Raw genomic sequence first — 13178 nt, 5'->3', positions numbered from 1 at the left:
ACGATGAAAGATAATCAAGTATTAAAACAAGTTGCTGACATGGCTGGTATTGCCGATAGTTATGTAAGTGCTTGGGGCGACGATGCTAACGTTGAAAGCGATACCATTCGTTACCTATTAAAGGCGCTAGGTTACGACACAAAAAATGATGAAACCCTGCTAGAGTCAGCGAATAAAAAGCAGCGTCCAGATGTCTTGGCACCAGTTAAAGTTATTCGTAGCGGCGAAGCAATGCATATTGAAATGCACCTTGGTCAAAGTGCACGTATTAGTGACTTTAGCTGGCGTTTAGAAACCGAACAAGGAGAAGTACTAGAAGGTTGGCTTCAATCTCAACTTGTTTCAGACACCCGTGCAGAGGGCGGAACCTTATTATTTGCTCTGCCAAATGACCTTGAGTTGGGGTACCACAAGTTAGACGTTTTCCGTAAACGTCGTAAAACACCATTTGAAATGACATTAATTGTTACTCCGGTGTCTTGTTATAAGCAGGAAGCATTGCTTAATGATAAGAAAGTGTGGGGCACAAGCGTTCAACTTTATTCAATCCGTACGAACCATAACTGGGGTATCGGTGATTTTGGTGATCTAAAACAATTGGTTGCCGATGTTGCTGCTCGTGGTGGCGACTTTGTGGGTCTTAACCCTATCCACTCTTTATTCCCAGCTAACCCTGAAGGTGCAAGCCCATATAGCCCTTCATCGCGTCGTTGGTTAAACCTGATGTACATTGATGTAAGCTCGGTCAGTGAGTTTGCTCAATGTGATGAAGCCCAACAACTTGTGGGTAGCCCTGAGTTTCAGCAACGTTTGAGTGATGCGCGTGATGCTAATTGGGTGAACTACAGTGAAGTGTCTTGTCTGAAAATGGCAGTATTACCGCTATTGTTCTCAACATTCAGTGAGCGCCATTTATCAAAAAATTCAGTACGTGCTCAGCAGTTCCAACACTTTGTTGAAGAGGGTGGCGAAAGCCTGCTTCATCAAGCTGCATTCGATGCGCTGCATGCCGAACTGAAAAAACAAGATGACAATACTTGGGGCTGGCCTGTCTTCCCTGAAGAGTACCGCCATTTCGATAATGCTGCTGTTCAGAGTTTTATCAAGAAGAATTATTCGAAAGTACAATTATTCATGTACCTTCAGTGGATTGCTGATACTCAGCTGGCTGAAGTGAACGAGTTAGCCGAAGAAAAAGGCATGGCAATGGGTCTCTACCGTGATCTGGCTGTCGGTGTCTGTGATTCAGGTTCTGAGACATGGGCTGATCATGGCGCGCTTTGTCAGGATGTGAGCGTAGGCGCACCACCTGATATCTTAGGCCCTCTGGGTCAAAACTGGGGCTTACCACCGTTAAACCCTGAAGTACTGAAAGAACGTGCTTATGAACCCTTTATTCAGCTACTTCGTGCCAATATGCGTAGCTGTGGCGCACTGCGTATTGACCATGTACTGGGTTTATTACGCTTATGGTGGATACCAAAGGGTGAGTCGGCAGAAAATGGGGCGTACATGTACTACCCCGTTGAAGATATGATGGCAATTTTGGCCTTAGAGAGCCATCGTCATCAATGTACTGTTATTGGTGAAGATTTGGGCACTGTGCCTGATGAAATCGTTGAAAAACTCGCCACAGCAGGTATTCACTCGTATAAAGTATTTTTCTTCGAAACTGCAGAAGATGGTGGCTTTTACTCGCCAAAACATTATGCAGACCAATCAATGGCAGCCCTTTGTACACATGATATGCCAACGTTACGTGGTTTTTGGCACTGTGATGATTTGAAAATGGGTGAAGAGTTAGGTATCTACCCTAACAAAGAGCAGCTTGAAGGTTTGTTCGATGCTCGTGCCGAAAGTAAGCAAAAAATCCTTGATAGTTTGGCTTGGCATGGTTATCTTCCTGAAGGGATTGGGCATAATGCTGCATATGTTCCAATGGATCGTCACCTGAGTGAAGCAATGCAATTGCATTTAGCAGCAAGTGCTAGCGCACTGTTAAGCCTTCAACTTGAAGATTGGCTAGAAATGGATCAGCCAGTCAACATTCCAGGTACGGTTGATGAGTACCCTAACTGGCGCCGTAAGTTGTCGACTACTTTAGATGACATATTTACTCGTCAGAACATTGTTGACTTGACTCAACGTTTAACGGAAACACGAGAACAAGCATCACAAAAATCATAATATCAGGAGTAATGCGTTGGACACATTGAAAGTGACCCGCAGTGATAAGGATTACATGCAGCTCGAAAGGGCTGCATTTTCAGACCCATTTTCATTTTTAGGCCCTCAGTATCAGTCTAAGGAAGTCGCATTGCGCGTTTATCTTCCTGGCGCTGATAGTGTCGTTGCAATTACTGAAAACGGTGCGCGTTTTACCCTTAGTCGCGAAGGAGATAGCGGCTTTGTTTTTGAGGGTGACACCGATTTTACCACTGCTTTATATCAACTTGTCGTTAGCTGGCCACATGGCGAACAGACGATTTATGACCCTTACCAATTCCATAACCTGATTCAATCGAATGAGTTATTGAGTACGCCTTCGCAAATGCATAGCGAAATGGGTGCTCAACTTATTACCTTGAATCGAGGCAGCAAGCCAATTTCAGGTGTACGCTTTCTTGTTTTTGCACCGCATGCGTCTGCTGTTAGCGTTATTGGGGAATTTAATGCATGGGACGGCCGTCGTCACCCTATGCAGCGCTTAGATGATGGGATCTGGGGATTATTTGTTCCGGAACTTGAAGCGGATGAGCTGTATAAGTTTGAACTGAAAGACAGCCAAGGAAAAGGGCTTCCTCATAAAGCTGATCCTTGGGGTTATCATTCTGAGCAGTACCCGTCGTTTGCATCAAAAGTGTATGATCAGAGCCAATACCAATGGCAAGATACTCAGTGGCAGAACCGTCCTGTATCGGTAAAACACCAGCAGGCATTGTCTTTCTATGAGCTACATGCAGGTTCATGGAAAACCAATGATCAAGGCGAACTGCTTAATTATCGTGAGCTTGCCGAAGAGCTGATCCCTTATTTAAGTGATATGGGTTACACCCATGTTGAATTAATGCCGGTATCAGAGCACCCATTTTATGGTTCTTGGGGCTATCAGCCAATTGGCTTGTTTGCACCAAGCAGCCGTTATGGTTCGCCAGATGATTTTAAGTATTTCGTCGATATGTGTCATCAGGCCAATATTGGCGTCGTACTTGATTGGGTTCCTGCTCATTTCCCATCGGATGATCATGGCCTCGCAAATTTTGATGGTACGCCATTATTTAATGACCCAGACCCACGTCGCGGTTGGCACCAAGATTGGCAAAGCTACATCTACGACTACGGTCGTGATCATGTTCGCCGTTTCTTAGTCTCGAATGCATTGTTCTGGTTTGAACATTACCACATTGATGGCTTACGTGTTGATGCGGTTGCGTCGATGCTTTACTTGGATTATTCCCGTGAGCATGACCAGTGGATCCCGAATCATGAAGGCGGCAATGTAAACTTTGATGCGGTCAGTTTATTACGTTGGATGAACGAAGAAGTATACCGTTTATATCCGAACGCAATGACCATTGCAGAAGAGTCGACAGCATTCTCTGGTGTGACTAAACCAACAGATATGGGCGGTTTAGGTTTTGGCTTTAAGTGGAATATGGGTTGGATGCACGATAGTTTATCGTATATTCAAGAAGAGCCTGTCCACCGCCGCTATCATCACGATACCATTACTTTCCCAATGGTTTATGCCTATAGTGAAAACTATGTGTTATCACTGTCGCATGATGAAGTGGTGTACGGCAAAGGGTCAATGCTGGATAAAATGCCGGGTGATGAATGGCAAAAATCAGCCAATCTGCGCGCTTACATGGGTTACATGTACGGACAACCGGGTAAAAAGTTGAATTTCATGGGCGCTGAGATTGCACAAAGTGCAGAGTGGGCACATGAAGGTCAACTAGAGTGGCATTGGCTGCAATACCCTCGTCACAGCGGCATGCAAGCGTTAGTCAAAGATCTAAACCATCTTTATACGTCTGTGCCTGCATTGCATGAACAAGATTGCGATCCTGCTGGCTTCGAGTGGCGTGTACAAGACGATGCAGAAAATAGCATTCTTGCTCACGAGCGCTTAGCACTAAATGGTGACAAGGTGTTAGTGATATCTAACTTCACGCCAGTGCCTCGTGATGGCTACACCTTTGGTGTGCCAAAAGCCGGTGAATATGAGTTACTGATTAACAGTGACGATGAAAAATACTGGGGTAGTGGTTCACCAGTGAAAAGCGTTGTCGAAACCCAAGAGGTAAGCTCTCACGGTTTAGATAACTCACTTGTGATTGATTTGCCACCATTGTCGACAATGATTTTGCGTTTTAATAGCTAACTTGTCAGCTTGTACCGTGCCTAAGGCACGTTGACAATTGATAGATAAAAAGCCCATAGCGAGAGCGATGGGCTTTTTTTATATCGGTGGCCTGTCCTGAGATAAGTTGATAATACCTTAAGCGTAAATCAGCTTATGGATGGTTAACAATATGCGGGAAGTGGCGATTTTGGTATTTCTCTTGTTTTACCATCTCTTTTAGCCCCAGCAGGCTGTTATATGGCTGAGAGACTGATACAAGGTTGATTAACCACGCGGGTAGCTTACCCCCTGGGTCAGTAAGTACCTGATAGTGAACGTGCGTAACAGTATCGCTCACAGGGGTAAACACCCAACGACTTGTAAGACTCTTTACCCTTACAACGCCTTCCTTTAGTGGCAAATAGTCTGGAATACCTTTTTGTTTAAGGGTAACGGCTAAAGAATCTGGATTTTGAGTCGTTTTATTAAGTACAACGGCATCACGGTCGGCAACAGGCCATGGTGCCTTGCTGAGTGTTACGGTAATGGTCTCTGACTCACTTATCACCTTCTCGGTATGCATTTCATCGACGTTCTCAACCCAATCGATACCAGCTTTGGTATCCTCAAAGACAGCGATGATAGTACTGAGATCGGCGTTTACTGTTGTTTGTGCCATGAACTCTTTGAAGTCACTTCCTTCAATGGAGCGGTTGTATACTTGTATATCATTACGATCACGCACGTTTTTCCACGGGGCTTCTTGTGTGAAGGCCTGAGCAGATACGCCTTGAAAAGAAAACAGTGTAATGAGGCTAAATAGGATTTTGTTCATTATTCGACCACGCGTCCTTTCCAAGAAATGGACTTCTGTTTTGCTAAGCGGTACGAGTTTATGATTAATAAACCCTGTAAAGAGATCCCAAATGGGACAAACACAGCATAGACCACAGGTACAAATAACTGAGCCACAAGCACTGCGTATGTAATGATCAGTACAACTAACATGACAGCGTTGAGGCCAAAGCTAATTTGGGCGAATAGCGTTGGATCGTTATTGTAAGCAAACCATGACAATAGAAATAGAATAGGGGTGGACCATGCGATGAAGAGTGATTTACCTGCCGATGCAATAACACTGGTTAAGTCATTGGTTTCCACGATTCGGTTCATGTTCTTCGAGAAACCGTGCCAAATCTCTTCGGCACTGGTATACATGCGTGTACTCATCAGATCATCAGCAAACGCCCAGAAAATATTAAACCCACGGGTTTTCATGGCTTTAGCAAAGGCTAGATCTTCAGAGATCTCAGAGGCAACAACGGTATGCCCTTCCACAGCTTGGTATGCGCTGGTTTTAAACAGCATCGCTTGACCGTTGGCAATCGCTTCTTCTTTTTTTGGATCGTTCGACTCATGAAATTTCATATAAGAGGCGATAGATAAAAACAGGCCCGGTAACAAGTTCTTTTCAGCGGCAGAAACCATGAGCTGGCGAGGATTGAACGAAAGTAGATCAATCTGTTTTGTTAAAGCGAAATCCATAACGCTTTTTAACATGCCTTTCTCTGAGTTTGTATCGGCATCAATAAAAAAGATATAGTCGCCTGTAGCTTGTAAAGCACCCGCCATGCAGGCATTACTCTTACCAATCCAGCCTTTAGGCAGTGGGCGACCACTGATACAACGCGCGTTGAATTGACTGTTCGACATCAATGTTTCGGCGACTTTTCGGGTACCATCTTCAGAAAAGTCATCGACAACAATCACTTCAAGTTTATCTGTTGGATAATCCTGCTCAAGAATGCTACCGAGTGAGACGTTAAGGTTGTGCTCTTCATTACGCGCAGGAATCACGACAGTGACACTCGGCCAGTTAGCTCTAGAATGTTCGCCTAGTCTTATGTGCACCCGGTGTCCAGCTAATATACCAAGCTTGATTAAAAAGATGACCACCCCGATTAACGAAAGGATGGTTAAAGCGAGTAAAACCATAAATAAAACCTGTCTAAAATAAATTATTCACAACCTGAATGCTAAGATTAAACACTTTTGCTGAACTTCAATTGACTGGTGTTTAATTAAATGCAAAAAAGTACAACGTTTAATTAAAAAGGTATTGAAACATAGACAGTGTTGACTAGGTAGCTAAGGTCTAACGTTGACAATATCAGCATTGCGTCTAGCTGAACTTTTTTATCCTCCATGAAACACACAATCATCTTTCTCCGCATTTTGTCTCGCGACAGCTAGCCAGACAGGCAAGGTTGCCCATTGAGCATAAAGTTATGCGGTGAGTTACTTGTTTTTTTATCAAATAACATTTTTAATTTGTCGTCTTTTTCGAGGCTTGGCCGTCTTAGTAGCCAGTACATGATAGTACGCCATTGTAGGCAATAGAGAAATTCTCACTGGTCAAACCTCGGTTTAATCTATATGATTCACCGCCCAAATGGTGCGGCTGAAATTATGTACTGAAAAATAATTGACTGCTGTGCAATTAAGTACCTGTTAAGTTTCATAATGCAATTATGCATACGCAACGTAGCCAAGGAAGGTGGCTTACTCGATAATTGAGATATGATTTTGAAAATAAAAGTTTTACTGTTAATTGCCACTTTCTTTACTTCAAAGGTTTTTGCACAAGAATCTTTTTTTCCAATTTGGGGAAGTGAAGCAGAAAAGTTAGGTCATACACTGCCAAAACCTTATGGTTTCTCTGTGTCATATATGGACATGAGTAACCCTATTACAGTGAATAGTATCAACCTGATAGGGCACCCAGTATTGGAAGCCCTCGATGTTGATGCGAATCATGCTGATTTTACGGGGTCAAATATCACGTTTCGCGGTGATGTTTGGGTTTTCCCATTCATGAACGTCTACGGCATTCTTGGTTATACACAAGGAACAAGTAAGGCAAGAATCAACTCGGTTAGCTGTGATCATGCATCTGTGCCTGGTTTAGGTAATAAAGCACTATGTCGTTTGCTTGATTCTGTTGGTGGGGAATTACCTGACACCGCCATGTTTGAGTTGGATATGGACGGCGGAACCTATGGTATTGGTACGACGCTAGCCGGTGGTGTAGGCAACTGGTTTGCATTACTTGATATGAATTATACCTATACCAGCATTTCTGCGATTGATGGCAACATTAAAACCTTTGTTGCTGCACCTCGCGTGGGGTACCGCTGGGAATATGGTGGCGGTCGTGAACTTCGAGTTTTCACCGGTGCGATGTATCAAGATGTACAGCAATACTTGTCGGGCGATCTTAAAAGCTTAGGCTTACCTTCTGCGTTAGAGAGAGTTATCGATGAACTTGCCCCTGACGGTAAGTTTGAAGTCAGTCAAAGTGCGGATGAAAAATGGAACGGTGTTGTAGGTTTTCAGTACGCCTTCAATCGCGACTGGGATGTGTTAATGGAAGCGGGTTTTGGCCCTCGAGAAACATTATTCTTTGCTGTTAGCCGCCGATTCTAAGTAGAAATTCATAATGAAACATATTGTTCCTATATCGATTTTGCTCTTTTCTACGAGTGTGTATGCTGATCAAGATTTAACGCCTTATCAGCGTTATCAACAGTGGCTTAATAATATGCTGCTTGAGCTCGGTGCTGATGGTCAATTTAACCCAGATAAAGGGGTAGATTGGAGTGTTATGCCAGGGCCGTTTTATACGCCAGAGAAAGAGTTTGGTATTGGTGTTTCAGCTGTTGGTTTGTATCTACCTGATTTGAATGACACTGTTTCTCAACCGAGTTCAATAACGATTAATGGTTTCGGTTCGATTAACGGTGCTTACGGGGTCGCAGTTAGTAATTCGAATTACCTTAAGCAAGACAAATACAGGGTTTTTGTTAACGCTGAAATAATGGATTCACCTGATATTTTCTATGGTGTTGGTGTACAAGCTGGCAGGAATAATTCTCGGGTTGATTATGACCGACGTACTTACGCGGCTTCAATGACCGGACTCGTACAAGTTTTACCGAATACGTACATTGGCGGGGGATTTGAAGCTTCACGGAACGAAGCGTCTAAAGTAAAGCAGCAAGAGTCTGATAATAGCTGGATTGGGCAAGATATTGCTGATTTTCCTGAGAAGCAGTACAACGCAGGGATGATGCTGACGGTATCTTATGATTCACGTGATTTTGCCCTAAATGCTTCCGAAGGGCGTTTAGTTCAGCTTGAATATCATAACTTCAATACAGCGTTTGGCTCAGATAATGACTTTGAGCGCGTAGGCTTGAATTATAGCGAATACTACTCACTTTCGGCTATTCCTGGTGTATTAGCATGGCAAACCCGATTTGAGTCTAACTTTGGTGATGTGAGCTGGGATCAAATGGCATTGCTTGGTGGTGCTGAAGCATTGCGTGGATACGAGCAAGGACATTACCGCGATAAAAACATGCTGTTATCTCAAATAGAGTATCGCCAGCCTCTATCTGGTCGTCACGGCATGGTGTATTGGCTAGGCGCGGGTACCTTAGCCGATGAGTTTGATGAATTAGGCCAAGAAAAATGGTTGACTTCTGTTGGTATTGGCTACCGATTTGAGATCAAACAGCGAGTTAATTTACGTTTAGATATGGGCTTTGGTAATGACCAAAGTGGCTTTTATTTTGCCATCAACGAAGCGTTTTAATTATCATGAAAAATGTCTTAGTACGAGCATTCCTTATGGTCGTCGTAACGTTATTTATTAACGGTTGTACGATGAACACTTGGTCTACTTATGCCATTCCTGATGAGGCAGGTGTCGCTAGTATGCTCAAGGGGAAACCACTTTCGCCTCAGACTTGGCGCCTTGATCAAGCAAGCTACCCAGATTTTTCCGTGCCTCAAAATGTGCGTCCATGCTGCGCATTTGGCGACATGCAGAAAGTAAAGCTGGGACCAATTCCAATTCCTTTTTTCCGTTTAAACAATGTAATTGAAATTGATGATCTTGGGCCACATAAATTTGCGAGTGGTATTTATTATTACACACCGTCATCAGCTTCTGCGTTAAGTATTGCAGGTGGGGAAAATAATGGTTTGCTCTATGCTAAGCATGGTGGGTTTATCGACCTTGCTCATATACGAGACACTGCTGATGATACAATCGCGTTATTTTTTGAAATTTTAGCGAATTTGGGTAAAGCCCATCGTATTGAACTACCCGCAGAGCTTGGGCCTCGCTATATCGAATTGAAAGCCTTTGATACAAGCACATTAAGCGATGAACAAAAATGGCAGTTATCAGCGCATTTAGCTGCAAGACTTGCTTATTTCAAAGCCGAGTCACATGAAATTGCACAGTGGCATGGCTATAGTAGCTTTAGCCGGTGGCCTGAGACTATATCGGCATACTCAATTGAAGATTTGTACTCCAACATGCTCGGTGCAAAGTTGACGTTAGCATTGATTCAACAGCGTAAAATGCTAAGTGAAATCCAATATAATCAGAATTTAACACTGTGGTTGAATGCATCATTACGCGAGTTAGGTGCGGTTGACAAATCACAGGCTAAAGACGTGTTATCGGCGGTTGATGGAGTATGGTGGTCATCACAAGAAGCGATACCTAATAAGTATATGGTACTAAAACGACATTACGGCTTAGGGGATCAGCAAGTACCATACCTTTTACCGCAAGTGCTGGTGGGTGATGATCAGAACTCAGATATGTTTAAGCTCGCGACATCTGCACCAACAGTATTGTCGTTGCCTGCAATGGTAGAGGGGTTGGAGCTTGATAAAATAGCATTACTGGTATTAGAAATTGCGCCTGATTATACGTCTACATTTTCACATATCCCAGAGGCGATATGGTCAGATAGAATCGACCACACTCAATTTCCAATAATTGCTGAATACGCAGAGCAACAAGATCGTATTGATCTGAAAGTCTTAGGAGTTATAGGTGAATAAATTAATGTTGAACAACAAGTACTATCGCCCAGTTATTCTTTCCTTATTATTTCTTGGGGTAGCTGGTTGCTCGACAGTTAATCAATATGATGATCTGACCGTTGTTAATGTGTCAGAGCCAGAGCTTCAATCACAGCATGGACTCCAGACGCAACAAGATCTCCAGACACAGAAAGAGCAGGGGCAATTCTCAGCAGAGAAGCCTAAACTTGCAATCGCGTTTGGTGGGGGGGCTTCACGTGGGATGATGCACCTCGGAGTGATGAAAGCACTTGAAGAAGCTGGTATTAAGGCTGATATCGTTACGGGTACATCGGTTGGCGCTATTGCTGCGACGCTATACAGTAGCCATGATTATGAGGAAGTTGAACGGAAGATGTTTGAATTCTCTGAACATCAAATCGTTGATTTCAACTTGTCTCGTAAGGGGCTAATTAAAGGTAAAGCACTCGCAAAGTGGGTTAACAAGCAATCTGGCTATGATGATATCAGCGATCTTCCAATACCAACGGGGATTGTCGCGACGAATTTAACCCAGCAACAAGCCGTTATGTTTACTGCGGGTGATATTGGTGAAGCGGTGCAGACTTCATCAAGTGTTCCTGGGGTGTTCGTACCGATTTATCATAATAGCGATATATTGGTTGATGGTGGTGTATTGTCTTTAGTCCCTGTTTACGCAGCCCGTCAGCTCGGTGCTGATATCGTTATTGGCGTTGATGTATTCTGTAGTTTGCCACCGCCACTGAAATATACTGCTGTTGATACCATGGCAAACACATTCTGGGTTCAGAGCTGTATTGCAACCAAGGACGAAATCGAAAGTGCTGATATTGTATTATCGCCAGTCTCGCCTGATCCGAGCTTGATTAACTTTGGTGGGACAAAAGAGCGTGAGGCGGCAATGAATGTCGGCTATGAGGCAATGAAGAAAGCGTTGCCAGAACTAATGAAACTGTATCAATAGCGAAGCTTTATTCGCTAAATTAGAGACGTTGAAGTTCAATGTTAAAAAAAACGATGAGGCTTTCACCTCATCGTTTTTTTATATGGCTTGAGTGTGGTGAATCTTATTTAAATTCAGCACAGCGCATGCGGTTCAGCACTGCCATAACCTCAATGGTACGAGGTTTTGCAATGTCACCATAGTTAGGCATAGAGCGGAACCATTCATCATTTGAAAGCATCATTTCAAATGCTTTGCTTGGTGATTTTTCCCAGCCTTTGATTTGTGCCATCTGGAACCATAGCCAGCCAATTGCGTGTAACTGGCTTGAATCAGCAACTTGCTCAAGTGCTTGTAAATTGACAAGCTCACGGCCAAAGCGCATTGATGTTTTGCCTTTAACCTGAATACGGAATTTACCTTCGTCAAGTAACGTTTTCAGGGCTGCACGGTTAAGCTGGCGAGTACGTGGGCGAGTGATCACTTCTGAGCCTTCAAGCTGACGGCGAGTCGGGTGAGTAGCAACCACTTCTTTTGCTTTTGCTGTTACATCAACAGCTTGATAGTTATGCATCTGAATAACGGTATCTGCGACATCAAGGTAGTCACCAGAACCACCCATTACGAGTAATACCGACACACCAAGTTGATCACGTAGCAGTGAAATTCGGTCAACAAGCGGCGTAATTGGCTCATCGTTTTTCGCGATTAATGCTTGCATACGCTCATCACGGATCATGAAGTTTGATGCTGATGTATCTTCATCAATAAGCAACGAATTAGAACCCGCTTCAATCGACTCTTGTAGCCATGACGCTTGTGATGTTGAACCCGATGCATTTTGGGTTGCAAACATACTGGTATCTTTACCCATCGGCAGATTGCTGATGTAAGGGGTAAGGTCGACATTGTGTACACAGCGGCCGTCTTCAGCGCGAATTTTCGAGGCAGTTTCGTCTGCAACAATGTACTCACGACCATCACCCGGAATATGATCGTAGACAGAGTTCTCAATTGCATTTAACAGCGTAGACTTACCATGGAAACCACCACCAACAATCATGGTAATGCCTTTCGGTACGCCCATACCGCGGATTTTACCTTTATGCGGTGCTTCCAGCTCAACCGCTAGGTTATCTGGGCTTACAAATGGCACTGCATCGGCTAGTGGTAATTCACTGTTACCAGCTAGACGAGGTAAAACACTCCCGTCAGCAACGAAAGCCATTAAATTCTTTTCATCAAGTTGGCGACGTAGTGCAACTTGATCTTCAACTGTCTCACAATGGCGTTTAAGCTCATCCATTGGCAATTCGCGGGCGATGGTTGCACGGCGAATGATTTTTGGCATTGTGAATGTAAGCAGATTAGCTGTTTTCTTCGCAATAATCGTTCTGCCATCTGCTGGCAGGTTTACACGAAAACGTAGCTCAAGGGCATCATCGTCGAATACGACAGCAGTACGGTCAATAACCGTTTGGCCCGGACGGTCAATTTGAATGTCGTTAATCTGTTGAGCTAGTTCAGCAAATTGACGCGCAATAAAGTCACGAGCCGCACGCTGGTAGTCAGCAGATTGATCTTTAAGCCACTCTAGATCAGTTAAAGACCATTTACGGCGTGCACGAACTCGGGATGCTGGCGCATAAGGGTCAGCCTGAGTGATATCGATGAAAAAATCGAAGTCAACGAAGTGATATTCACCGCGAAGGCTGGTGTAGCTGCGGTAATTGTGACGGTCAATTTTATGTAACTTTGCTTCGAGTAATTGCATGATGCCTCGATATCTTCATTGTAAATTCCGGGGAGCGGATTTTACACTAATCCACCCCATTAAGCATACAAAGTTTGTGCTTTGGCGCACTAAAAGCGTGTATTTCGTAAGAAGATGAATAAATGTTTAGGTTAGAGGGGGATATTCCACCTAAGTCTAATTGAACAACATGTGCTTTTACGGTT

At 43.8% G+C, this 13178-nt stretch carries 9 protein-coding genes; 6 read left to right on the top strand and 3 right to left on the bottom strand.

The annotated features are described in order from the left end of the window. Window positions 1-3 precede the first annotated feature (3 nt). A complete protein-coding gene (malQ, locus tag L4D78_RS21920; protein ID WP_428468891.1) occupies window positions 4-2187 on the top strand; it encodes a 4-alpha-glucanotransferase in 2184 nt (727 codons plus the stop codon). 55 nt (window positions 2188-2242) lie between these two features. Continuing rightward, a complete protein-coding gene (glgB, locus tag L4D78_RS21915; RefSeq protein ID WP_428468915.1) occupies window positions 2243-4387 on the top strand; it encodes a 1,4-alpha-glucan branching protein GlgB in 2145 nt (714 codons plus the stop codon). A 133-nt stretch (window positions 4388-4520) separates the two neighbouring features. Here the strand turns inward: glgB and L4D78_RS21910 are convergent, their stop codons facing one another. Both L4D78_RS21910 and L4D78_RS21905 read right to left on the bottom strand, forming a co-directional pair. After that, window positions 4521-5183 (bottom strand): START domain-containing protein, encoded by a 663-nt coding sequence (locus L4D78_RS21910; RefSeq protein WP_428468890.1) that lies wholly within the window; start codon window positions 5181-5183, stop codon window positions 4521-4523. Beyond that, entirely contained in the window at window positions 5183-6343 is a 1161-nt protein-coding gene (locus tag L4D78_RS21905) for a glycosyltransferase (protein WP_489686023.1), read from the bottom strand. The genes L4D78_RS21910 and L4D78_RS21905 overlap by 1 nt, the downstream gene beginning before the upstream one ends. Window positions 6344-6934: 591 nt before the next feature. On the opposite strand from L4D78_RS21905, the gene L4D78_RS21900 reads away from it, so the two are divergent. The 4 genes from L4D78_RS21900 to L4D78_RS21885 all read left to right on the top strand — a co-directional run bounded on the left by L4D78_RS21900 (window position 6935) and on the right by L4D78_RS21885 (window position 11240). Next, entirely contained in the window at window positions 6935-7834 is a 900-nt protein-coding gene (locus tag L4D78_RS21900) for a hypothetical protein (protein WP_428468888.1), read from the top strand. A 13-nt stretch (window positions 7835-7847) separates the two neighbouring features. After that, the gene (locus L4D78_RS21895) at window positions 7848-9005 is read left to right on the top strand and encodes a BamA/TamA family outer membrane protein (RefSeq protein WP_428468887.1); all 1158 of its coding nucleotides are present in this window, start codon (window positions 7848-7850) and stop codon (window positions 9003-9005) included. Between the two features lie 71 nt (window positions 9006-9076). Continuing rightward, window positions 9077-10273, top strand: coding sequence for a DUF4056 domain-containing protein (locus tag L4D78_RS21890; protein ID WP_428468886.1), 1197 nt, complete (start codon window positions 9077-9079; stop codon window positions 10271-10273). Beyond that, window positions 10266-11240 carry a patatin-like phospholipase family protein gene (locus L4D78_RS21885; protein WP_428468885.1) on the top strand — a complete coding sequence of 325 codons (975 nt, stop codon included), beginning with the start codon at window positions 10266-10268 and terminating at the stop codon, window positions 11238-11240. The genes L4D78_RS21890 and L4D78_RS21885 overlap by 8 nt, the downstream gene beginning before the upstream one ends. Window positions 11241-11343: 103 nt before the next feature. Here L4D78_RS21885 and L4D78_RS21880 read toward each other — a convergent pair whose 3' ends face one another. Next, window positions 11344-12993 carry a P-loop domain-containing protein gene (locus L4D78_RS21880; protein ID WP_428468884.1) on the bottom strand — a complete coding sequence of 550 codons (1650 nt, stop codon included), beginning with the start codon at window positions 12991-12993 and terminating at the stop codon, window positions 11344-11346. Window positions 12994-13178 lie beyond the last annotated feature (185 nt).

It is taken from the genome of Photobacterium minamisatsumaniensis (assembly GCF_050336695.1).
Lineage (GTDB): Bacteria > Pseudomonadota > Gammaproteobacteria > Enterobacterales > Vibrionaceae > Photobacterium > Photobacterium minamisatsumaniensis.
The sequence above is the reverse complement of the archived record's forward strand: the minus strand, read 5'-3'. Positions and strand labels throughout refer to the sequence as shown.